This window comes from Pseudomonas cremoris, from assembly GCF_014230465.1.
The window spans coordinates 621,803-643,673 of sequence record NZ_JAAXCY010000001.1; the positions used below are offsets into that span (position 1 = coordinate 621,803).

At 60.5% G+C, this 21,871-nt stretch carries 19 protein-coding genes; 11 read left to right on the forward strand and 8 right to left on the reverse strand.

The window, feature by feature from the left end; translation table 11 throughout:
• The first annotated feature begins 7 nt into the window (after positions 1 to 7).
• Positions 8 to 1,330, forward strand: coding sequence for an ABC transporter ATP-binding protein (locus tag HF257_RS02845; RefSeq protein ID WP_185703386.1), 1,323 nt, complete (start codon positions 8 to 10; stop codon positions 1,328 to 1,330).
• A 148-nt stretch (positions 1,331 to 1,478) separates the two neighbouring features.
• Here HF257_RS02845 and prpD read toward each other — a convergent pair whose 3' ends face one another.
• From prpD to HF257_RS02875, 6 genes are all read right to left on the reverse strand, one after another.
• Positions 1,479 to 2,963 (reverse strand): 2-methylcitrate dehydratase, encoded by a 1,485-nt coding sequence (gene prpD, locus HF257_RS02850; RefSeq protein ID WP_185703384.1) that lies wholly within the window; start codon positions 2,961 to 2,963, stop codon positions 1,479 to 1,481.
• Positions 2,964 to 3,161: 198 nt separating this feature from the next.
• The gene (gene prpF / locus HF257_RS02855) at positions 3,162 to 4,352 is read right to left on the reverse strand and encodes a 2-methylaconitate cis-trans isomerase PrpF (protein ID WP_185703382.1); all 1,191 of its coding nucleotides are present in this window, start codon (positions 4,350 to 4,352) and stop codon (positions 3,162 to 3,164) included.
• A gap of 9 nt (positions 4,353 to 4,361) precedes the next feature.
• Positions 4,362 to 6,956 (reverse strand): Fe/S-dependent 2-methylisocitrate dehydratase AcnD, encoded by a 2,595-nt coding sequence (acnD, locus tag HF257_RS02860; protein WP_185703380.1) that lies wholly within the window; start codon positions 6,954 to 6,956, stop codon positions 4,362 to 4,364.
• Between the two features lie 153 nt (positions 6,957 to 7,109).
• A complete protein-coding gene (gene prpC / locus HF257_RS02865) occupies positions 7,110 to 8,237 on the reverse strand; it encodes a bifunctional 2-methylcitrate synthase/citrate synthase (protein WP_185703378.1) in 1,128 nt (375 codons plus the stop codon).
• A gap of 40 nt (positions 8,238 to 8,277) precedes the next feature.
• Positions 8,278 to 9,171 carry a methylisocitrate lyase gene (gene prpB, locus HF257_RS02870; RefSeq protein ID WP_025854214.1) on the reverse strand — a complete coding sequence of 298 codons (894 nt, stop codon included), beginning with the start codon at positions 9,169 to 9,171 and terminating at the stop codon, positions 8,278 to 8,280.
• Positions 9,171 to 9,881, reverse strand: coding sequence for a GntR family transcriptional regulator (locus tag HF257_RS02875; protein WP_185703376.1), 711 nt, complete (start codon positions 9,879 to 9,881; stop codon positions 9,171 to 9,173). Before HF257_RS02875 ends, prpB begins: the two co-directional genes overlap by 1 nt.
• A 272-nt stretch (positions 9,882 to 10,153) precedes the next feature.
• Here HF257_RS02875 and rloA point away from each other — a divergent pair, with 272 nt between their 5' ends.
• From rloA to HF257_RS02905, 6 genes are all read left to right on the forward strand, one after another.
• Positions 10,154 to 10,690: a retropepsin-like aspartic peptidase RloA gene (gene rloA, locus HF257_RS02880; protein WP_185703374.1), complete on the forward strand. Its 537-nt coding sequence runs from the start codon at positions 10,154 to 10,156 to the stop codon at positions 10,688 to 10,690.
• A gap of 5 nt (positions 10,691 to 10,695) precedes the next feature.
• On the forward strand, positions 10,696 to 12,231 hold the full coding sequence (gene rloB / locus HF257_RS02885; RefSeq protein WP_185703372.1) for an osmotic stress tolerance membrane protein RloB: 1,536 nt from the start codon (positions 10,696 to 10,698) through the stop codon (positions 12,229 to 12,231).
• The gene (locus HF257_RS02890; RefSeq protein WP_017739219.1) at positions 12,231 to 13,217 is read left to right on the forward strand and encodes an alpha-L-glutamate ligase-like protein; all 987 of its coding nucleotides are present in this window, start codon (positions 12,231 to 12,233) and stop codon (positions 13,215 to 13,217) included. Before rloB ends, HF257_RS02890 begins: the two co-directional genes overlap by 1 nt.
• Positions 13,218 to 13,395: 178 nt before the next feature.
• Complete coding sequence (gene pabB, locus HF257_RS02895; protein WP_185703370.1) at positions 13,396 to 14,739, forward strand: aminodeoxychorismate synthase component I; 1,344 nt, start codon at positions 13,396 to 13,398, stop codon at positions 14,737 to 14,739.
• 229 nt (positions 14,740 to 14,968) lie between these two features.
• Positions 14,969 to 15,271 (forward strand): type II toxin-antitoxin system HigB family toxin, encoded by a 303-nt coding sequence (locus tag HF257_RS02900; RefSeq protein WP_185703368.1) that lies wholly within the window; start codon positions 14,969 to 14,971, stop codon positions 15,269 to 15,271.
• Positions 15,271 to 15,627 carry a helix-turn-helix domain-containing protein gene (locus HF257_RS02905; protein WP_185703366.1) on the forward strand — a complete coding sequence of 119 codons (357 nt, stop codon included), beginning with the start codon at positions 15,271 to 15,273 and terminating at the stop codon, positions 15,625 to 15,627. The genes HF257_RS02900 and HF257_RS02905 overlap by 1 nt, the downstream gene beginning before the upstream one ends.
• 138 nt (positions 15,628 to 15,765) lie before the next feature.
• On the opposite strand, the gene thrH is transcribed toward HF257_RS02905, so the two are convergent.
• Positions 15,766 to 16,383 carry a bifunctional phosphoserine phosphatase/homoserine phosphotransferase ThrH gene (thrH, locus tag HF257_RS02910; protein ID WP_185703364.1) on the reverse strand — a complete coding sequence of 206 codons (618 nt, stop codon included), beginning with the start codon at positions 16,381 to 16,383 and terminating at the stop codon, positions 15,766 to 15,768.
• A gap of 152 nt (positions 16,384 to 16,535) precedes the next feature.
• On the opposite strand from thrH, the gene HF257_RS02915 reads away from it, so the two are divergent.
• The 3 genes from HF257_RS02915 to HF257_RS02925 all read left to right on the forward strand — a co-directional run bounded on the left by HF257_RS02915 (position 16,536) and on the right by HF257_RS02925 (position 20,014).
• Complete coding sequence (locus tag HF257_RS02915) at positions 16,536 to 17,270, forward strand: phosphoadenylyl-sulfate reductase (protein WP_185703361.1); 735 nt, start codon at positions 16,536 to 16,538, stop codon at positions 17,268 to 17,270.
• 475 nt (positions 17,271 to 17,745) lie between these two features.
• Complete coding sequence (locus HF257_RS02920; RefSeq protein WP_185703359.1) at positions 17,746 to 19,272, forward strand: NCS1 family nucleobase:cation symporter-1; 1,527 nt, start codon at positions 17,746 to 17,748, stop codon at positions 19,270 to 19,272.
• 13 nt (positions 19,273 to 19,285) lie between these two features.
• Positions 19,286 to 20,014, forward strand: a complete 729-nt coding sequence (locus HF257_RS02925) for an aspartate/glutamate racemase family protein (protein WP_185703357.1) — start codon at positions 19,286 to 19,288, stop codon at positions 20,012 to 20,014.
• Here the strand turns inward: HF257_RS02925 and HF257_RS02930 are convergent, their stop codons facing one another.
• Positions 20,015 to 20,938 (reverse strand): LysR family transcriptional regulator, encoded by a 924-nt coding sequence (locus HF257_RS02930; protein ID WP_185703355.1) that lies wholly within the window; start codon positions 20,936 to 20,938, stop codon positions 20,015 to 20,017.
• Positions 20,939 to 21,064: 126 nt separating this feature from the next.
• Between HF257_RS02930 and HF257_RS02935 the strand changes: the two genes are divergently transcribed.
• Positions 21,065 to 21,811: a 3-oxoacyl-ACP reductase family protein gene (locus tag HF257_RS02935; protein ID WP_185703353.1), complete on the forward strand. Its 747-nt coding sequence runs from the start codon at positions 21,065 to 21,067 to the stop codon at positions 21,809 to 21,811.
• Positions 21,812 to 21,871 lie beyond the last annotated feature (60 nt).

A 21,871-nucleotide genomic window follows, 5' to 3' on the forward strand; every position in this document is an offset into this window, starting at 1 on the left:
CACCGTGATGAGTACTTCTATCGAACACACTGCAGGCACCCCGGAAATCTACGCGTTGAAAAACGTCAACCGGGTGTTTGGCAAAGGCAAAGACGAGCTGCAAGTACTCAGCGGCGTCGACCTGAGCCTGCATGAAGGCGAGATCGTAGGCATGCTAGGGCGCTCCGGCTCCGGCAAGTCCACCTTGCTGCGCATTATCGCCGGGCTGATACAGCCCTCGTCGGGCGACGTGCACTACAACGGCAAGCCACTGACCGGCCCGGCCGAAGGCGTGGCCATGGTGTTCCAGACCTTTGCGTTGTTCCCCTGGCTGACCGTGCTGGAAAACGTCGAAGCCGGCCTGCAAGCCTTGCAGGTCGAGCGCAAGGAAACGCGCCGGCGTGCCCTGGCCGCCATCGACCTGATCGGCCTGGACGGTTTTGAAAACGCTTACCCGCGCGAGCTGTCTGGTGGCATGCGCCAGCGCGTCGGTTTCGCCCGTGGCCTGGTGGTCAACCCGACGCTGCTGCTGATGGACGAACCCTTCTCTGCCCTCGACGTGCTCACCGCCGAAACCCTGCGCACCGACCTGCTGGACCTGTGGAGCGGCAAACAGTTGCCGATCAAGTCGATCCTGATCGTGACCCACAACATCGAGGAAGCCGTGCTGATGTGCGACCGCATCCTGGTGCTGTCGTCCAACCCTGGCCGCGTGGTCGCCGAGATCAAGGTACCGTTTGCTCACCCGCGCAATCGCCTGGACCCAACATTCCGGCAGATGGTCGATGACATCTACGCGCTGATGACCGACCGGCGCAGCGCCGATGCCAGCGCCGGCAAACCCGAGCTGAAAATGGGCAGCCTGCTGCCGGAAGTCTCCACCAACCTGATGGCCGGCTTGATCGAAACCCTGGCCGCCGAGCCCTACAACGGTCACGCCGGTTTGCCCAATGTCGCCGAACGGGGCCTGTTGGAAGTGGACGATCTGTTTCCAGTCGCGGAAATGCTCGAGCACCTGGGCTTCGCCGAACTCAAGGGTGCCGACATCACGTTGACCGATGCGGGCAAGCTGTTTGCCGACTACGGCACCCAAGAGCGCAAGACCTTGTTCGCCGAGCATCTGATCCAGCATGTGCCATTGGCCGCGCGCATTCATCAGGTGTTGCTGGAGCGCAGCGGGCACCGGGCACCACGGGTGCGTTTCGAGCAGGAGTTGGAAGACTCGATGACCGAAGCGTTCGTGGAGAAAACCCTGGAAACCGTGGTGGCGTGGGGACGGTATGCGGAGATTTTCTCGTATGACGACCATACCGAGACGTTTAGCCTGGAGGACGTTGAAGGCAGTATGTAGTGAACTGAGACTCGCGCAGTTCAAAATGTGGGAGCGGGCTTGCTCGCGAAAGCGGTGGATCAGTGAAGTATGTGTCGACTGAAACACCGCCTTCGCGAGCAAGCCCGCTCCCACAAAAGCCCTTCTCCCATTGGATACCTGGTGTTATTTAGATCACGAACAGGTCCACGAACCGGTTGACCGGCGTGGCCTCAAGCCGCGCTTGATCCTTGCACAATGCAAAAATCTCCGCGCTGCGCTGCGCCGTAAACCGCGTGGCCAGGTTGGCCTTGAACTTGTCTTCCAGCAACGGAATGCCATCCACCCGGCGGCGGCGATGGCCAATCGGGTATTCCACCGCCACCTGTTCGGTGCTGGAACCGTCCTTGAAGAACACCTGCACCGCGTTGGCGATGGAGCGCTTGTCCGCTTCCAGGTATTCGCGGCTGTAGCGCGGATCTTCGACGATGACCATTTTGTCGCGCAGTTCGTCGATGATCGGATGGGCGGCGTGGAACTCATCTTCGTACTGCTCGGCCACCAGGTTACCGAACGCCAACGGTACGGCGGTCATGTATTGCAGGCAGTGGTCGCGGTCAGCGGCGTTGGCCAGTTGGCCGACCTTGGAGATGATGCGAATCGCTGATTCATGGGTGGTGATCACGATGCGTTCGATGTCATGCAGGCGATCTTTCACCAACGGGTGCAAGGTCACCGCCGCTTCGCAGGCCGTTTGCGCATGGAACTCGGCGGGGAAGCTGATCTTGAACAACACGTTTTCCATCACGTAAGTGCCGTAGGGCTGGGACAGACTGAACGCACGCTTGTCCTCGGATTTGAGCGCCAGGTCCTTGTTGGTGTGACTGAACAGCACGTCGTAAAAGCCCCATTGCGGCGCGCTCAATACGCCGGGAATGCCCATCTCGCCACGCAAGGCGATATCCGCCAGGCGCACGCCACGACTTGACGCATCCCCGGCTGCCCAGGATTTACGTGACCCGGCATTCGGCGCATGGCGATAGGTGCGCAACGCTTGCCCATCGACAAACGCATGGGACAACGCTGCCAACAGTTGCTCGCGGTTAGCGCCCATCAGCTTGGCGGTGACCGCCGTGGAGGCGACTTTCACCAGCAGCACGTGATCGAGGCCGACGCGGTTGAAGGAGTTTTCCAGGGCGATCACGCCTTGAATCTCATGGGCCATGATCATTGCTTCCAACACCGCACGTACGGTCAGCGGTGCATCGCCATTGGCCACGCGTTTTTGCGAGAGGTGATCGGCCACGGCCAGGATGCCGCCGAGGTTATCCGAAGGATGGCCCCATTCGGCGGCGAGCCAGGTGTCGTTGTAGTCGAGCCAACGCACGATGCAGCCGATGTCCCACGCGGCTTTTACCGGGTCCAGACGGAACGAGGTGCCCGGTACACGCGCGCCAAACGGCACCACCGTGCCCTCGACGATAGGCCCCAGGTGCTTGGTGCACTCGGGAAAGCGCAGGGCCAGCAGGCCACAACCCAAGGTGTCCATCAGGCAGTTACGGGCGGTGTCCAGCGCAGCCTGGGAATCGATCCGGTAGTTGAGGACGTAGTCGGCGATGTCCTGTAGGACCTGGTCGTAGTCGGGGCGGTTGTTCTGGTCGACGTTGGCGCTCATGGCAGTACTCCAAAAGTGGGTTGGGGTCAGTCCTCGGGCTCACGGTTGTCAGGGGCAGATCTTGATTGCCTGCCTTGGAATACAAATCACCTGTGGGAGCGGGCTTGCTGGCGAATGCGGAGGGTCAGCCACAGATGTGCTGACTGATCCAACGCATTCGCGAGCAAGCCCGCTCCCACATTGGCTCGGTGCAAGTCGCTAGAAAGCGTCGCCGGGGATGCGCACGAAGCCTTCCATCAGCACCCGCGCACTGCGGCTCATGATGGCTTTTTTCACTACCCATTCGCCGTTCACTTGGGTCGCCTCGGCACCTACGCGCAACGTGCCGGACGGGTGCCCGAACCGCACCGCATTGCGTTCCACACCACCGGCTGCGAGGTTGACCAACGTGCCGGAAATCGCGGCTGCCGTGCCAATCGCCACCGCCGCTGTGCCCATCATCGCGTGGTGCAGCTTGCCCATGGAGAGTGCGCGCACCAGCAGGTCGACATCACCGGCCTTGATCGCCTTGCCGCTGGATGCCACGTAGTCCGCAGGCTTGGCCACAAACGCCACCTTCGGCGTGTGCTGACGCTGGGCGGCTTCGTCCAGATGCTTGATCAGGCCCATGCGCAATGCGCCGTAGGCCCGTACTGTTTCAAACATCGCCAGGGCCTTGGGGTCGCTGTTGATCGCGCTCTGCAGCTCGGTGCCGGTGTAGCCCAGGTCTTCGGCGTTGATGAAGATGGTCGGGATGCCCGCGTTGATCAGCGTAGCCTTGAAAGTGCCGACACCGGGCACTTCGAGGTCGTCCACCAGGTTGCCAGTGGGGAACATCGAGCCGCCGCCGCCCTCTTCTTCTGCTGCCGGGTCCATGAATTCCAACTGCACTTCGGCCGCAGGAAAGGTCACGCCATCGAGTTCGAAGTCGCCGGTTTCCTGCACCGCGCCGTCAGTAATTGGCACGTGGGCGATGATGGTCTTGCCGATATTGGCCTGCCACACACGTACCACGGCCACGCCGTTGCGGGGCACGCGAGCTGGGTCAACCAGCCCCGCGCTGATGGCGAACGAACCCACTGCCGCCGACAGGTTGCCGCAGTTACCGCTCCAGTCCACGAATGGTTTGTCGATGGACACCTGGCCGAACAGGTAGTCCGCGTCATGATCGGCGCGGGTGCTTTTGGCCAGGATCACGGTTTTGCTGGTGCTGGACGTGGCGCCGCCCATGCCGTCGATCTGCTTGTCGTACGGGTCGGGGCTGCCGATTACCCGCAGCAACAGGGCGTCGCGTGCAGCGCCCGGGACCTGCGCCGACTCGGGCAGGTCCTTGAGGCTGAAAAACACGCCCTTGCTGGTGCCGCCACGCATATAGGTGGCGGGGATCTTGATTTGCGCTACGTGTGCCATGGTTATTCCTCAGGCGGTCGCCGCCGATTCCAGGAAGTCCTGGGCAAAACGTTGCAACACGCCGCCCGCCTCGTAGATCGACACTTCTTCGGCGGTGTCCAGGCGGCAGGTCACCGGCACTTCGACACGTTCGCCATTCTTGCGGTGGATCACTAGGGTCAGTTGCGCACGCGGGGTACGCGAGCCGACCACGTCATAGGTTTCGCTGCCGTCAATGTTCAAGGTATGACGGTCGGTGCCCGGCAGGAACTCCAACGGCAACACGCCCATGCCCACCAGGTTGGTGCGGTGGATGCGCTCGAAACCTTCGGCAGCAATCGCTTCCACGCCGGCGAGGCGCACGCCCTTGGCCGCCCAGTCGCGGGATGAACCCTGGCCGTAGTCGGCGCCGGCAATGATGATCAGCGGCTGCTTGCGCTCCATGTAAGTTTCGATGGCTTCCCACATCCGCGTAACCTGGCCTTCGGGCTCGATACGTGCCAGGGAACCCTGTTTGACCTTGCCGTTTTCCACCACCATTTCGTTGAACAGTTTTGGGTTGGCAAACGTCGCGCGCTGCGCGGTCAAATGGTCGCCCCGATGAGTCGCGTAGGAGTTGAAGTCGACTTCCGGCAAGCCCATTTTCGCCAGGTATTCGCCGGCGGCGCTGTCGAGCATGATCGCGTTGGACGGCGACAGGTGATCGGTGGTGATGTTGTCCGGCAGCACCGCGAGCGGGCGCATGCCCTTGAGCGGACGCGCACCGGCGAGTGCGCCTTCCCAGTAAGGCGGGCGGCGAATATAGGTGCTTTGCGGGCGCCAGTCATACAGCGGTGCAACCTTGAGGCCGGTGTCTTCGTGAATGGCGAACATCGGGATGTAGACCTTGCGGAACTGCTCCGGCTTGACCGAAGCCTTCACCACCGCGTCGATTTCTTCGTCGCTTGGCCAGATGTCCTGCAGGCGGATTTCCTTGCCGTTGGCGTCCAGGCCCAGCACGTCTTTTTCGATGTCGAAACGGATGGTGCCGGCAATCGCGTAAGCCACCACCAGCGGCGGCGACGCAAGGAAGGCTTGCTTGGCGTACGGGTGAATGCGCCCGTCAAAGTTGCGGTTGCCCGACAACACGGCAGTGGCGTACAGGTCGCGGTCGATGATCTCTTGCTGGATCACCGGGTCGAGCGCGCCAGACATGCCGTTGCACGTGGTGCAGGCGAAGGCCACCACGCCGAAGCCGAGTTTTTCCAGTTCATGATCCAGGCCGGCGTCTTCAAGGTACATGGCCACGGTTTTCGAACCCGGTGCCAGGGACGATTTGACCCACGGTTTGCGCACCAGCCCCAGCTTGTTCGCGTTGCGCGCCAACAGGCCTGCGGCAATCACGTTGCGCGGGTTGCTGGTGTTGGTGCAGCTGGTAATGGCGGCAATGATGACTGCGCCATCTGGCATTTGGCCGGGCACTTCTTCCCACTGGCCGCTGATGCCTTTCGATGCGAGGTCGCTGGTCGCGACGCGGGCGTGCGGGTTGCTCGGGCCTGCCATGTTGCGCACGACGCTGGACAGATCGAACGTCAGGCCACGCTCGTATTGCGCGCCTTTGAGGTCATCCGCCCACAGGCCAGTGTGGCGAGCGTATTGCTCCACCAGAGTGACTTGTTCGTCTTCACGGCCCGTGAGTTTCAGGTAAGCGATAGTCTGTTGGTCGATGTAGAACATCGCTGCGGTGGCGCCGTATTCCGGGGCCATGTTGGAGATGGTCGCGCGGTCGCCCAGCGTCAGTGCCGACGCGCCCTCGCCGAAGAACTCCAGCCACGCGCCGACCACTTTCTGCTTACGCAAAAACTCCGTCAGCGCCAGCACCATATCGGTGGCAGTGATGCCCGGTTGCAGCTTGCCGGTCAGTTCCACGCCGACGCTTTCCGGCAGGCGCATCCACGACGCGCGGCCAAGCATCACGCTCTCGGCTTCCAGGCCACCGACGCCGATGGCGATCACGCCCAGTGCGTCCACGTGCGGGGTATGGCTGTCGGTGCCGACGCAGGTGTCGGGGAACGCCACGCCGTCACGCACCTGGATCACCGGAGACATTTTCTCCAGGTTGATCTGGTGCATGATGCCGTTGCCCGGCGGGATCACGTCGACGTTTTTGAAGGCCTTTTTGGTCCACTCGATAAAGTGGAAACGGTCTTCGTTGCGACGGTCTTCAATGGCACGGTTTTTTTCGAACGCGTCCGGGTCGAAACCACCGGCTTCGACGGCCAGGGAGTGGTCGACGATCAGTTGGGTCGGCACCACCGGGTTGACCTGCGCCGGGTCGCCACCTTGCTGGGCGATGGCGTCGCGCAGGCCGGCGAGGTCCACCAGGGCGGTCTGGCCGAGAATGTCGTGGCACACCACGCGCGCCGGGAACCAGGGGAAGTCGAGGTCGCGCTTGCGCTCGATCAGTTGGCTCAGGGACGCATTGAGAGTGGCCGGGTCGCAGCGACGCACCAGGTTCTCGGCGAGTACGCGGGAGGTGTAAGGCAAGGTGGCGTAGGCGCCAGGGGTGATTGCCTCGACAGCCGCACGGGCGTCGAAGAAATCCAGGCGGCTGCCGGGGAGCGGTTTGCGAAATTCAGTGTTCATCGTCAGGACTCGGTCACGGTAGTTGCAAAAGGAAGAGCCGATGCTGGCTTGATGTGGAATAGGGTCCAAATGTGGGAGCGGCGGTGCGACGATTCGACTTGCTCGCTCCCACATTGGATCCGGTTACCACTTCATGGTCGTCGGTGCTCCCACTCAGCGACGTTCGATTGGCACGAACTTGCGCTGCTCAACGCCGATGTATTCGGCGCTTGGACGGATGATGCGGTTGTTGGCGCGCTGCTCGAACACATGAGCGGCCCAGCCGGTCAGGCGTGAGCACACGAAGATCGGCGTGAACAACTTGGTCGGGATGCCCATGAAGTGGTACGCCGAGGCATGGTAGAAGTCGGCGTTGGGGAACAGTTTCTTCTGTTCCCACATGGTCTTGTCGATGGCTTCGGAGACCGGGAACAGCACCTTGTCGCCTACTTCATCGGCGAGCTTTTTCGCCCAGCCCTTGATCACTTCATTACGCGGGTCGCTGTCTTTGTAGATCGCGTGGCCGAAGCCCATGATCTTGTCCTTGCGCGCCAGCATGCCGAGGGTGCCTTCCACGGCGTCTTCGGCCGAGGTGAAGCGCTCGATCATTTCCATCGCTGCTTCGTTGGCGCCGCCATGCAACGGGCCGCGCAGCGAGCCGATGGCAGCGGTGACGCAGGAATACAGGTCGGACAGGGTCGAGGCACATACACGCGCGGTGAACGTCGAGGCGTTGAATTCGTGCTCTGCATAGAGAATCAGCGACACGTTCATCACTTTTACGTGCAACTCGCTTGGCTTCTTGCCGTGCAGCAGGTGCAGGAAGTGGCCGCCGATGGAAGGCTCGTCGGTCACGCAGTCGATGCGCTTGCCGTCGTGGCTGAAGCGGTACCAGTAGCACATGATCGCCGGGAAGGCGGCGAGCAAGCGGTCGGTGACATCGCGCTGCACGCTGAAATCTTTCTCGGGCTCGATATTGCCGAGGAACGAGCAACCGGTGCGCATCACGTCCATCGGGTGGGCGTCAGCCGGGATGCGTTCCAGCACTTCTTTCAGCGCTTGGGGCAGGTCACGCAGTTTGCTCAGCTTGGCGCTGTAGGCCGCCAACTCGGTTTTAGTCGGCAACTCGCCATACAGCAGCAGGTAGGCGACTTCTTCGAACTGCGCATCGGCGGCCAGTTCGCGCACGTCATAGCCGCGATAGGTCAGGCCGGCACCCGCCTGGCCCACGGTGGACAGTGCGGTCTGGCCGGCTACTTGGCCACGCAGGCCAGCGCCACTGAGTACTTTTGCTTCAGCCATGTCGGTTCTCCAATCTTGAATTTATTAGGGAGGCTGTTCTTTACTTCTTGGCTGCGAACAGCGCGTCGAGCTTCTGCTCAAAGGTGTGGTAGTCGATGCGATCGTAAAGCTCCATGCGGGTTTGCATGGTGTCGATCACGTTCTGCTGGGTACCGTCGCGACGGATCGCGGTGTAGACGTTCTCGGCGGCCTTGTTCATGGCACGGAAGGCCGAGAGCGGGTACAGCACGATGGAAACATCGGCAGATTTCAACTGTTCGGTGGTGTACAGCGGTGTGGCGCCGAACTCGGTGATGTTGGCCAGGATCGGCGCCTTCACGCGAGAGGCGAACAGCTTGTACATCTCAAGTTCGGTAATGGCTTCGGGGAAGACCATGTCGGCGCCGGCTTCGATGCAAGCGGCGGCACGCTCCAGGGCGGACTCCAGGCCTTCGACCGCCAGCGCGTCGGTACGCGCCATGATCACGAAGCTGTCATCGGTGCGCGCATCCACGGCGGCTTTGATGCGGTCGACCATTTCTTGTTGGGACACGATTTCTTTATTCGGACGATGGCCGCAGCGCTTGGCGCCGACCTGGTCTTCGATATGGATGGCGGCGGCGCCGAACTTGATCATCGACTTGACGGTGCGCGCCACGTTGAACGCCGAGGAGCCGAAACCAGTGTCCACATCCACCAGCAGCGGCAGGTCGCAGACGTCGGTAATGCGGCGCACATCGGTGAGCACGTCATCCAGGCCGGTAATCCCTAAGTCCGGCACGCCCAGGGAACCGGCAGCAACACCGCCACCCGACAGGTAGATCGCCTTGAAACCGGCACGCTTGGCCAGCAGCGCATGGTTGGCGTTGATCGCGCCGACCACCTGCAAGGGATGCTCGCTGGCGACGGCGTCACGGAAACGCTGGCCGGGAGTGCTCTTATTATTCGAACTCATCATTCACCTCGTGATTGGGGGGCACCGTCGGGGAAATGACGGGCAATGTTGCGTTTGGAGGCGCCGATATGGCGGCGCATCAGCAGTTCGGCCAGTTCACCGTCGCGATCGGCAATCGCATCGAGAATTCGGTGGTGCTCGGCAAAAGCCTGGCGTGGACGATTGGGGGTCGCGGAAAACTGGATGCGGTACATGCGCACCAATTGGTACAGCTCGCCGCAGAGCATTTGGGTGAGGGTACGGTTACCGGCACCTTGAATTATCCGGTAATGAAAATCGAAGTCGCCTTCCTGCTGGTAGTAGCCGAGGCCGGACTGGAAGGATTCGTCGCGCTCGTGGGTGTGCAACACCTGGCGCAATTCTTCGATCTCCGCATCGGTCATGCGCTCGGCAGCCAAGCGACAGGCCATGCCTTCGAGGGATTCGCGGATTTCGTAGAGTTCGATCAATTCGGCGTGGCTCAACGACACCACCCGCGCGCCGACGTGGGGCACGCGCACCAATAGGCGCTGGCCTTCCAGGCGATGGATCGCCTCGCGCAGCGGGCCACGGCTGATGCCGTAGGTACGCGCCAGTTCCGGCTCGGAGATCTTGCTGCCGGGGGCGATCTCACCCTTGACGATGGCGGCCTGGATACGGCGGAAGACGTTTTCAGACATGGTCTGGGATTCGTCTGACACCGCGACCGAGGCTTCCGCTTGATCCAGCATATTGTCGACACCTTTAAAAGCAATGCCGCAAAAACTAGCCAATTAGCCTCGCGCAGTCAAAGAATAAATACACATTGTCGACAATCGTCTAATAACCGCTTGCGCACTCTATCAGGGCATGGCCGCCTGCCAGCGCTGGCGCCAAAAAAGCATCATGTTAGAATGCCCGCCGCTTTTGCCTGACATCATTAGATGAAACGGCGCACGAGGGAGCTTGCGCAGCAATGCCAGTCGCCTTGAACCAAACATCGCACTGCACCGCCTCGGGATTTATGAGACTCAAGCCCTTCCTTTTACTGATTTGCCTGTTATCGGTGCCCGGCCTTGCCATTGCCGGCGAGAAGACCGTGTACGGCCTCAACGAATACGCCCAATTGGCCGGCATCGACCTTGAAGTCGCCGCCAAACTGGACACCGGTGCCAAGACCGCCTCCCTCAGTGCCCGTGATATCAAGCGCTTCAAGCGCAACGGCGAATCCTGGGTGCGCTTCTACCTGGCCATCGACACCGCCCATTCCCACCCCATCGAACGCCCCCTGGCCCGCGTCAGCAAGATCAAGCGCCGTGCCGGTGACTACGACCCCGATGAGGACAAGAACTACACCGCCCGCCCAGTCATTGCGCTGGACATCTGCATGGGCACTGCTTTACGCAGCATCGAAGTGAACTTGACTGACCGCAGCGCATTCCAATACCCGCTGCTGATCGGCTCCGAAGCGTTGAAACGCTTTGATGCGCTGGTCGACCCCAGTCTTAAATACGCAGCAGGCAAACCTGCCTGTGCCGCCGACGCTCATACCGCCGAGTAAACCGAATGCGCTCTCTGACCCTGCACCTGAAAATCCTGATCGCCATCCTGGTGGTGCTGGGTATTTCGGTCACCGCCTACCAGATCTTCGTGCTGGGGATCCCCGTCACCGAAGACGCCACCGACGACTTGTGGAACATCGACGCCAAGGTCGAGTTCGTCGCCAACCCGAAAGACCCGGTGAAGATCCAGATGTTCGTGCCGCCGCTGAGCCGCGATTTCGTGAGCCTCAACGAGAGTTTCATCTCGAACAACTACGGGGTCAGCGTCAATCGTATCGACGGCAACCGTAAGGTCACCTGGTCGGCGCGCCGCGCCAATGGCAAGCAAACCCTGTATTACCGCCTGGTGTTGACCAAGCGCTACAGCGGCGAAAAAGCCAAGGTCAAGGGCCCGACCTTCCGTGACAGCATCGCCGTGGAAGGCCCGGAAAAAATCGCCGCCGAAGCCTTGCTGGCACCGATCCGCCAACACTCGGCCGACGTCGAAACGTTTATCAGTGAAACCATCAAGCGCGCCAACAACCTCAACGATGACAATGTGAAGCTGCTGCTGGCGGGCGACCCGTCTACGCCGCACAAGGCCAAGATCGTCGAGTTGCTGCTGTCCATCGCCCATGTGCCGGTGGAAAAGGTCCACACCATCCGCCTGGTGGCCGACCAACCACAAACCCCGGAGCTGTGGTTGCGCAGCTTCAATGGCAGCGACTGGCTGTACTTCAACCCGGAAACCGGTGAACAGGGCCTGCCCACCGACCGGCTGCTGTGGTGGACCGGTGATGAAAACCTGATCACTGTCGACGGTGGCAAGAAGGCCATGGTGACTTTCAGCCTGAACAACAGCGAGATGAACGCGATCCGCCTGGCCAAGCTGACGGACGAAAACACCGACGCCAACTTCCTCGAATATTCGTTGTACGGCCTGCCGCTGCAAACCCAGCAGACCTTCATGATCATGGTGATGATCCCGATTGGCGTGCTGGTGATCCTGATCCTGCGCAACCTGATCGGCCTGCAGACACTGGGCACGTTTACCCCGGTGCTGATCGCCCTGGCATTCCGCGAAACCCAGTTGGGCTTCGGTATTGCGCTGTTCACCATTATTACGGCGCTGGGGCTGTCACTCCGGTCGTACCTGGAACACTTGAAGCTGCAAATGCTGCCGAGGTTGTCAGTGGTGCTGACCTTCGTGGTGGTGCTGATCGCGGCTATCAGCCTGTTCAGCCATAAGCTTGGGCTGGAGCGCGGGCTGTCGGTGGCGCTGTTCCCGATGGTGATTCTGACCATGACCATCGAACGCCTGTCGATTACCTGGGAAGAACGCGGCGCCAACCATGCGCTGAAAGTGGCGATTGGTACGCTGTTCGCCGCCTCCCTGGCGCACTTGATCATGAGCGTGCCAGAGCTGGTGTACTTCGTGTTTACCTTCCCGGCGATCCTGCTGATCCTGGTGGGCTTCATGCTGGCCATGGGTCGCTATCGCGGCTACCGCCTGACCGAGCTGGTGCGTTTCAAGGCATTCCTCAAGAAGGCTGATCAGTAATGTTCGGTTTCTGGAAGACCTGGAAGGCCCTGGAAGCGCGGGGAATCATGGGCATCAACCGGCGTAATGCCGACTATGTGCTCAAGTACAACAAGCGCAGCCTGTACCCAATCGTGGATGACAAGATCATCACCAAGGAACGGGCCATCGCTGCTGGCATCCATGTGCCGGAAATGTACGGGGTGATCTCCACCGAGAAGGAAATCGACAAGCTCGACGAGATCATCGGTGGGCGCAGCGACTTCGTGATCAAGCCGGCACAAGGCGCCGGCGGTGACGGCATCCTGGTGGTGGCGGACCGCTTTGAAGGGCGCTATCGCACAGTGTCCGGCAAGATCATCAGCCACGAAGAGATCGAGCATCAGATCTCCAGCATCCTCACCGGCCTGTATTCCCTGGGCGGTCACCGCGACCGCGCCTTGATCGAATACCGTGTGGTGCCCGACCAGATCTTCAAGAGCATCAGCTACGAAGGCGTGCCGGACATTCGCATCATCGTGCTGATGGGTTACCCGGTCATGGCCATGTTGCGCCTGCCGACACGTCAGTCCGGCGGCAAGGCCAACCTGCACCAAGGCGCCATTGGCGTCGGTGTGGACCTGGCCACTGGCTTGACCCTGCGTGGCACCTGGCTGAACAACATCATCACCAAACATCCCGACACCACCAACGCGGTGGACGGCGTGCAACTGCCCAACTGGGACGGTTTCATGAAGCTTGCGGCAGGCTGCTACGAGCTGTGCGGGCTGGGTTACATCGGCGTGGACATGGTGCTGGACCAGGAGAAAGGCCCGCTGATCCTGGAGCTGAATGCGCGTCCGGGACTGAATATCCAGATTGCCAACGACTGCGGCTTGACGCTGCGCACCCATGCCGTGGAGGCGCGATTAGAAGAGTTGAAGGCCGCAGGCGTGAGCGAAACCCCGGAGGAACGGGTGAAGTTCGTGCAGGAAATGTTTGGGCATATTCCGCCTGTGGAGGGCTGAACACCAATCTATTGTGGGAGCGGGCTTGCTCGCGAAGGCGGTGGATCAGTTGAAATATCTGTGACTGACACACCGCATTCGCGAGCAAGCCCGCTCCCACATTTGAACCGTGCTCTAGGACCAAACCCTTCGGCGGACTACAATCCCCTCCCCCACGCCAACGGCTGATCCACCCCGCATGTCGACCTGCTCTGTACACCCGCTGCCCTACCGGGCCAACCCCGCCGAGTATTTTGCGGCGATTCGCCATGCGCCTGGCGCGGTGCTGCTGGACAGCGGCCGCCCGGCTGCCGAGCGCGGGCGCTATGACCTGCTTAGCGCTTGGCCCGAGGCGACGTTGACGGTTTCACCTGACGAAAGCGGCAGCGATTTCCTGCATCGCCTGCGGGAAAATCTCAAGAAACTGGGCGAAGCGGACCTGCCTGCCGGCTATGAACTGCCCTTTGCTGGCGGCTTGATCGGGTACCTGAGTTATGACTTCGGGCGGCACCTGGAGCAGATGCCGCACTTGGCTGCAGACGACCTGCACCTGCCGGATGCGCGCTTTGGACTGTATGCCTGGGCGCTGATCAGCGATCACCAGGCGCAAACCAGCCAGCTTGTATTTCATCCGGCGCTGGCCGACAGCGAGCGTCTACGCTTGATTGCGTTGTTCGGCCAGCCTGTCATCGACGCCGCTGCAACGTTCAAACTAGGCGGCGCGATGGCCCCTGACCTCACGGCCGAGGCTTATCGCCAGGCCATCGTGCGCATCCAGGACTATATCCAGGCCGGCGACTGCTACCAGGTCAACTTCGCCCAGCGCTTTCGCGCGCCGTGCATCGGCGACCCATGGGTGGCTTACTGCGCCTTGCGCGAGGCCTGCCCGACACCGTTTTCCGGGTTCCAGAGCCTGCCGGATGAAGGCGCTGTGCTGAGCCTGTCGCCTGAGCGCTTCGTGCATATCAGCGAACGCCGGGTCGAAACACGCCCAATCAAAGGCACGCGCCCGCGTGGTTCAACACCGGAAGAAGACGCTGCCAACGCCGCCGAACTGCTGGCCAGCCCCAAGGACCGCGCCGAAAACCTGATGATCGTCGACCTGCTGCGCAACGACCTTGGTCGCACCTGCCGCATCGGTTCAGTCAGTGTGCCGGAACTGTTCAGCCTGGAAAGCTACCCCAACGTGCACCACTTGGTAAGTAGCGTCATCGGCGAATTGGCCGACGGCAAGGACGCCCTCGACCTCATCGCCGGCAGCTTCCCCGGCGGCTCCATCACCGGCGCACCGAAGATTCGCGCGATGCAGATCATCGATGAACTGGAGCCCACTCGACGCGGGCTTTACTGCGGCTCGTTGGTGTACCTGGACGTGCGCGGCGAGATGGACAGCTCCATCGCCATCCGCAGTCTGCTGGTCAAGGATGGGCAGGTGTGCTGCTGGGGCGGCGGCGGGATCGTCGCGGACTCGGAGTGGGAAGCGGAGTATCAGGAGTCGCTGACGAAGGTGCGGGTGTTGTTACAAACCTTGGAAAACCTGTAGCACTCAGGCCGCTTTTGGCTTTCGAACGGAAAGCCGCACGATAGGAAAAGATCTGAATCAGAACGGCTGTGGACGAAATATAAGCTGGGCGATAGCGTCCAGCTCCGCCCGTCCACCAGCCGTTTGTGAAGGATCACATGAAGCGTCTGCATACTCGTCAGAAATCATTTCCAAGATTGCATCTCCAACCCATCACACCTACCATCTCCCAAATTGGGAGATTGCAGCGATGCGGATAATTGCGCTCTCTACCCTGCGGATATTCTGGGAAAGCCAGCCGGCTTTTTCCGATGCCAAAACGCCGCTTGTCGAGCTGTACCGCCATATGGAAAAGGCTGAATACGCGACACCACAAGCGCTCAAAGCAGAGCTTGGGACCGCGAGTATTCTTAAAGGCGGCAGGGTTGTATTCAACGTGGGCGGCAACAAATATCGAGTGATCATGGCGATCGATTACCTGCGCCAGCTCGGGTTCATACGTTTCGTAGGGACTCACGCGCAATACGATCAGATCAACGCGGAGACCGTGTGATGAACATCAAGCCTATACATTCCCAGGAAGACCTGACCGCGGCACTTGCGCGCGTGGAGCAGCTATGGGGAGCAGACATTGGCTCGCCGGAGGGCGACGAGCTGGAAATCCTCGCCATACTTATCGAAAAGTACGAGTCCGAACACTGTCCAATGCCAGCTTCGGATCCGGTAGAGGCCATCAAGTTTCGAATGGAACAACTTGGCATGACGGCCCGCGACCTGGAGCCCTTTATCGGCACCAGCGGGCGGGTTTCCGAGGTTTTGAACCACAAGCGCAAGCTGAGCCTGGCGATGATCAAGCGCCTGCATGAGGGCTTGCGCATTCCTTATGAGCGCTTGTTGGTGGGGGGTTAGTAGAAAGATATGCAGCGGTTGAGCCGGCCTCTTCGCGAGCAAGCCCGCTCCCACATTTGACCGAGTACATCCTTTGGAATGCGATCAAATGTGGGAGCGGGCTTGCTCGCGAAGAGGCCATCAGCCACGCTGAAGACCTTACAGGCTCAACGGCCGATTCGACGCCTTGATAAATTCCTGCTTCAAATCCTCAAACGTATGCACCGCCGGGAACTGCGGGAACTCACGGATCACATTCTCTGGCGCATGGAACAGAATCCCACGGTCGGCTTCGCCCAGCATGGCGGTGTCGTTGTAGGAGTCGCCGGCGGCGATGACGCGGTAGTACAGGCTCTTGAAGGCCAGTACCGACTGGCGCTTGGGATCTTTCTGGCGCAGTTGGTAACTCACCACGCGGTCGGTTTCGTCGGTGATCAGTCGATGGCAGAGCAAGGTCGGGAAGCCCAGTTGACGCATCAGCGGCTGGGAGAACTCGTAGAAGGTGTCGGACAGGATCACCACCTGGAAGCGCTCGCGCAACCAGTTGACGAACTCGATGGCACCGTCCAGCGGCTTGAGAGTGGCGATCACTTCCTGGATGTCGGCGAGCTTGAGCCCGTGTTCGTCGAGAATACGCAGGCGCTGCTTCATCAACACGTCGTAGTCGGGAATGTCCCGGGTGGTGGCCCGCAAGGATTCAATACCGGTTTTTTCGGCGAACGCGATCCAGATTTCCGGAACCAGCACCCCTTCCAGGTCAAGACAGGCAATTTCCACAAGACACTCCCATTAGATGTTGTTAGTTGAGCGAGCAAAAGGACTGCCGAACTCTAGCGATTCATGCTCGCCGCCGCAACGCAGGGCGGATTTTGATACCATCGCCCCCCTATAGAGCGCATAGCGCCACTGACCTTGTAGGAACCGTCCTGATGAACCAAGCCTTCGACGTCGCTGAACTCGCCGCGACTTATGCCAATAAATCCGCCCAGGACATTCTCAAGCTGGCGTTCAGCCAGTTCGGTGATGACCTGTGGATTTCTTTCAGCGGTGCCGAGGACGTGGTGCTGGTGGACATGGCCTGGAAGCTGAACAAGAACGTCAAGGTATTCAGCCTCGACACCGGCCGCCTGCACCCGGAGACCTACCGGTTTATCGAGCAGGTGCGCGAGTTCTACAAGATCGACATCGAGTTGATTTCGCCGGACCAGGCCAAGCTGGAACCTTTCGTCAAGGAAAAGGGCCTGTTCAGCTTCTATAAGGACGGCCATGGCGAATGCTGCGGTGTGCGCAAGATCGAGCCGCTGCGCCGCAAGCTTTCTGGCGTGAGTGCCTGGGCCACCGGCCAGCGCCGCGACCAAAGCCCCGGTACCCGCAGCCAAGTGGCGGCGCTGGAGATCGATTCTGCGTTCTCCACACCGGAGCGCACCCTGTACAAGTTCAACCCGCTGGCACAGATGACCAGCGAGGAAGTCTGGGGTTACATCCGCATGCTGGAGCTGCCGTATAACAGCCTGCATGAGCGTGGTTTTATCAGTATTGGTTGCGAGCCTTGCACCCGTCCGGTGTTGCCGAACCAGCACGAGCGTGAAGGCCGCTGGTGGTGGGAAGAAGCCACGCAGAAGGAATGCGGGCTGCATGCAGGGAATATCATCAGCAAGGCTTGAAGGCCTTCAGGTGAAACAAATCAATGTGGGAGCGGGCTTGCTCGCGAATGCGGTGTCACAGTGATGAATGCATCAACTGAAACACCGCACTCGCGAGCAAGCCCGCTCCCACATTTTGTTTTGTGTTGAGTGCTAGAGATGTACACACACATGTAACTATCGGTGCCATTTATGTGTGCAATTTATCGTCGGTCGCACCATTACGTAACACCTATCCCCATCATTAATTCCCTCTCTCGAATCGCCCTCTCCCCGTTTAAAAATAAATAGCTGTTCAAATGGTCAATTTATATTTCTTCTAATTCAGTTAGTTATTCAAATAACCTATAAAAACGAAATTACCCTCGGTTTTCATAGATCGAAAACTGGCACGCATGTGGCTTAAGGTGAATTGTGCTTTGTATACAATAAATACAAAACCTACATACACTTTTCCATCCGCGACTTGCTCGCAGATGCGCTGGAGCCTGCCGGAATGCGTACAAGTCTCTCGAATAACATCGCACTGGATCTGCCCTCCTCCCTGAACCCCGAGGCCATTGGGCCCGGCCCGTTGGTGCTGAGCCCGCGCCTGCACAACAAGGACCTTGCACCCACCAAGGTCGAAGGTCGACGTTGGGGGCGCTACAGCATCTTCGCGTTGTGGACCAATGACGTGCACAACATCGCCAACTACTCCTTTGCCATTGGTCTCTATGCCTTGGGCCTGGGTGGCTGGCAGATCCTGTTGTCCCTGGGTATTGGCGCGGCACTGGTGTACTTCTTCATGAACCTGTCGGGTTATATGGGCCAGAAGACCGGCGTGCCGTTCCCGGTGATCAGCCGCATCAGTTTCGGCATTCATGGCGCGCAGATTCCGGCGTTGATCCGCGCGGTCATCGCGATCGCCTGGTTTGGTATCCAGACCTACCTGGCTTCAGTAGTTTTCCGCGTGCTGCTGACCGCGATTCATCCAGGTTTTGCCGAATACGACCACAACTCGATTCTCGGCCTGTCGTCCCTGGGCTGGGCGTGCTTCGTGGCGATCTGGGTGGTGCAACTGGTGATCCTGGCGTACGGCATGGAGATGGTGCGCCGCTACGAAGGCTTCGCTGGGCCGGTGATCTTGCTGACGGTGGCTTCCCTGGCCGGTTGGATGTACTTCCAAACCGGCGGCAACATCGCCTGGTCGATCCGCGAACCGCTGAGCGGCGGCGAGATGTGGCGCAACATCTTTGCCGGCGGCGCACTGTGGCTGGCGATCTACGGCACGTTGATTCTCAATTTCTGCGACTTCGCCCGCTCCTCGCCGTGCCGCAAGACCATCCAGGTCGGCAACTTCTGGGGCCTGCCGGTGAATATCCTGGTGTTCGCCGCGATTACCGTGCTGCTATGCGGCGGGCAGTTCCAGCTCAATGGCCGGGTGATCGAAAGCCCCACCGAAATCATCGCAGCCATCCCCAATACATTCTTCCTGGTGCTGGGCTGCCTGGCGTTCCTGATCGTCACCGTGGCGGTGAACATCATGGCCAACTTCGTCGCCCCGGCGTTTGTGCTGAGCAACCTGGCGCCCAAGTACCTGAACTTCCGACGTGCCGGGCTGATCAGCGCCACCGTGGCCGTGCTGATCCTGCCGTGGAACCTCTACAACAGCCCGCTGGTGATCGTGTATTTCCTCTCCGGGCTGGGTGCCCTGCTGGGGCCGTTGTACGGGGTGATCATGGTCGATTACTGGTTGATCCGTAAAAGCCAGGTGGACGTGCTGCAGCTGTATAGCGAAGACCCGAACGGCGTTTATTACTACAGCCGTGGCGTCAATCTGCGCGCCGTGGCGGCGTTTATTCCTGCAGCAGTGATCGCCATTCTGCTGGCCTTGCTGCCCGGTTTCGCCAGCGTCTCACCGTTTTCCTGGATGTTTGGCGCCGGTATTGCAGGGCTGCTGTACCTGCTGATCGCCAAGCGCCAGCCGTTCTACGCCGATGTCAGTGGCGAAAGCATTGCCGTCGATAACGTCAGTCATTAATCAAGGACATTCCATGCGAATTCTCGTGGTCAACGTCAACACCACCGAATCCATCACCGACACCATCGCCCAGCAAGCGCGGGCCGTGGCGTCGCCGGGTACCGAAATAGTCGGGCTCACGCCGTACTTTGGCGCGGAGTCGGTGGAGGGCAACTTTGAAAGCTACCTGGCGGCCATCGCGGTGATGGACCGGGTGATGGCCTACGACCAGCCGTTCGACGCGGTGATCCAGGCCGGCTACGGCGAGCATGGCCGCGAAGGCTTGCAGGAATTGCTCAACGTACCGGTGGTGGACATCACCGAAGCCGCCGCCAGCACCGCGATGTTCCTGGGCCACGCCTATTCGGTGGTGACCACCCTGGACCGCACCGTACCGCTGATCGAAGACCGCCTGAAACTGGCAGGCTTGTACCAGCGCTGTGCCTCGGTACGGGCCAGCGGCATGGCGGTTCTGGAGCTGGAAGAAAACCCGCTGGCCGCCATGGAAGCCATCGTGCGTCAGGCGGAACTGGCCATCAGCGAAGACAAGGCCGAGGTGATCTGCCTGGGCTGCGGCGGCATGGCCGGGTTGGATGAACAGATTCGCCAGCGCACCGGCGTGCCGGTGGTGGACGGCGTGACGGCGGCGGTGACGATTGCCGAATCGCTGGTGCGGTTGGGGTTGTCGACGTCGAAGATTCGTACGTATGCGACGCCGAGGCCGAAAAAGGTCATGGGTTGGCCGGGGCAGTTCGGGCGGTGATCAAATCGCGCTAAAGCGCTGCCCCAATTGCTGCTCGGCAAATTGCTCAATGATGAAATCCACAAACGCCCGGGTCTTGCCTGGCAGCAGTTTGTGTTCGGCGTAGTAAATGGAAATATTGCCATCATCGACATACCAGTCCGGCAGCACCCGCACCACTGCACCACTGTCCAGAAACGGTACGGCCATCGGCATGCTCACCAGCGCTATGCCCAAGCCCTGGGCGCTGGCGCAGCAGGCGGCCTCGGAGTCGCTCATGGTCATGCTCGGCTTGAGCACCAAGGGGCGCTGTTCACGCTCGCGATTGGTCAATTGCCAGGAACGTATGCGCCCGGTCTGCGGTGAACGGATAAGGATGCCGTAGCACCGCGACAAATCCTCCGGCACCACCACTGGCGGGCGTTGCGCCAGGTAATCCGGTGAGGCGACCAATACCCGATGGGCTGGCGTCAACTTGCGCGCCACCACGCCTTGGGGCAGTTCAAAACCACCCCCGATGGCGGCGTCAAAGCCTTGGCCGATCAAGTCGACCTGGCGGTTATCGAAATGCCAGTCCGGGCTGATGTCCGGGAAACGCCCCATGAACTCGCCCAACAGCGGCACCACATAACGATTGCCAAACACCGTGCCCATGCTGACCTTAAGCGTGCCCACTGGCCGCCCTTCGGCGCTGGCCAGGTTGGCCACGGCGTTCTGAATAGTGGTGAGGCTGGCGCTGACTTCTTCCAGGAACAACTTGCCGGCTTCTGTCAGGGTGAGACGCCGGGTACTGCGCTGGAACAAACGCACGCCAAGCCGGGCTTCCAGCTTGGCGACGCTCTTGCCGACCGCTGCCGGGGTGAGGCTCAGGTGCCGCGCGGCCTCAGCGAAGCTGCCGCCTTCGGCACTGCGCACAAAGCATTCGATACTGCCAAAGCTCTCCATACCGCCCCACTCTAAACTTTTGGTTTACACAGACTATAGTAATCACGGTCTACCGGGCGACACGGGTGAGGTCGATACTCGGCTCCAACAACAAGGCATCCCGCCTTGAACAGCTAGGAGATCGACATGACCACACACAACCTCAGCGGCAAAGTCGCCTTGATTCAAGGCGGTTCCCGCGGCATCGGCGCCGCCATCGTCAAGCGCCTCGCGGCACAAGGTGCAGCGGTTGCCTTTACCTACGTTAGCTCCGCCGCCAAGGCCGAAGAATTGCAGAACAGCGTGATCAGCGAAGGCGGCAAGGCCCTGGCGATCCACGCCGACAGCGCCAGCGCCGATGCAATCCGCAACGCCGTCAACGCCACCGTCGAAGCTTTCGGGCGCCTGGACATCCTGGTGAACAACGCTGGCGTACTGGCCATCGCCCCGCTGGAAGACTTCAAACTGGAAGACTTCGACCAGACCCTGGCAATCAACGTGCGCAGCGTGTTTATCGCGACTCAGGAAGCGGCCAAGCATATGGGTGAAGGCGGCCGGGTGATCAATATCGGCAGCACTAACGCCGAGCGCATGCCCTTTGGCGGCGGTGGCCCGTATGCGATGAGCAAGGCGGCGCTGGTGGGTTTGACCAAGGGCCTGGCGCGGGATCTGGGGCCGCGTGGCATCACCATCAACAACGTGCAGCCTGGGCCGGTGGACACCGATATGAACCCGGCGAACAGTGATTTTGCAGAGAGCTTGATTGGGTTGATGGCGGTAGGACGGTATGGGCATGTGGAGGAGATTGCCAGCTTTGTGGCGTATCTCGCGGGCCCCGAAGCCGGGTACATCACTGGGGCAAGTTTGACCATTGATGGTGGCTTCAGCGCCTAAGGCTTCAGGAACACTGCAAAACCCAATGTGGGAGCGGGCTTGCTCGCGAAGACGGAGTGT

What these genes read in the sequence shown, in the direction of transcription:
- HF257_RS02930 (WP_185703355.1), bottom strand. Translation starts at nt 20,938, where the DNA reads ATGGAGAGCTTTGGCAGTATCGAATGCTTTGTGCGCAGTGCCGAAGGC.
- rloA (WP_185703374.1), top strand. Translation starts at nt 10,154, where the DNA reads ATGAGACTCAAGCCCTTCCTTTTACTGATTTGCCTGTTATCGGTGCCC.
- HF257_RS02925 (WP_185703357.1), top strand. Translation starts at nt 19,286, where the DNA reads ATGCGAATTCTCGTGGTCAACGTCAACACCACCGAATCCATCACCGAC.
- prpD (WP_185703384.1), bottom strand. Translation starts at nt 2,963, where the DNA reads ATGAGCGCCAACGTCGACCAGAACAACCGCCCCGACTACGACCAGGTC.
- HF257_RS02905 (WP_185703366.1), top strand. Translation starts at nt 15,271, where the DNA reads ATGAACATCAAGCCTATACATTCCCAGGAAGACCTGACCGCGGCACTT.
- acnD (WP_185703380.1), bottom strand. Translation starts at nt 6,956, where the DNA reads ATGAACACTGAATTTCGCAAACCGCTCCCCGGCAGCCGCCTGGATTTC.
- HF257_RS02845 (WP_185703386.1), top strand. Translation starts at nt 8, where the DNA reads ATGAGTACTTCTATCGAACACACTGCAGGCACCCCGGAAATCTACGCG.
- HF257_RS02920 (WP_185703359.1), top strand. Translation starts at nt 17,746, where the DNA reads ATGCGTACAAGTCTCTCGAATAACATCGCACTGGATCTGCCCTCCTCC.
- pabB (WP_185703370.1), top strand. Translation starts at nt 13,396, where the DNA reads ATGTCGACCTGCTCTGTACACCCGCTGCCCTACCGGGCCAACCCCGCC.
- prpC (WP_185703378.1), bottom strand. Translation starts at nt 8,237, where the DNA reads ATGGCTGAAGCAAAAGTACTCAGTGGCGCTGGCCTGCGTGGCCAAGTA.
- HF257_RS02900 (WP_185703368.1), top strand. Translation starts at nt 14,969, where the DNA reads ATGCGGATAATTGCGCTCTCTACCCTGCGGATATTCTGGGAAAGCCAG.
- HF257_RS02875 (WP_185703376.1), bottom strand. Translation starts at nt 9,881, where the DNA reads ATGCTGGATCAAGCGGAAGCCTCGGTCGCGGTGTCAGACGAATCCCAG.
- rloB (WP_185703372.1), top strand. Translation starts at nt 10,696, where the DNA reads ATGCGCTCTCTGACCCTGCACCTGAAAATCCTGATCGCCATCCTGGTG.
- HF257_RS02890 (WP_017739219.1), top strand. Translation starts at nt 12,231, where the DNA reads ATGTTCGGTTTCTGGAAGACCTGGAAGGCCCTGGAAGCGCGGGGAATC.
- prpB (WP_025854214.1), bottom strand. Translation starts at nt 9,171, where the DNA reads ATGAGTTCGAATAATAAGAGCACTCCCGGCCAGCGTTTCCGTGACGCC.
- HF257_RS02935 (WP_185703353.1), top strand. Translation starts at nt 21,065, where the DNA reads ATGACCACACACAACCTCAGCGGCAAAGTCGCCTTGATTCAAGGCGGT.
- HF257_RS02915 (WP_185703361.1), top strand. Translation starts at nt 16,536, where the DNA reads ATGAACCAAGCCTTCGACGTCGCTGAACTCGCCGCGACTTATGCCAAT.
- prpF (WP_185703382.1), bottom strand. Translation starts at nt 4,352, where the DNA reads ATGGCACACGTAGCGCAAATCAAGATCCCCGCCACCTATATGCGTGGC.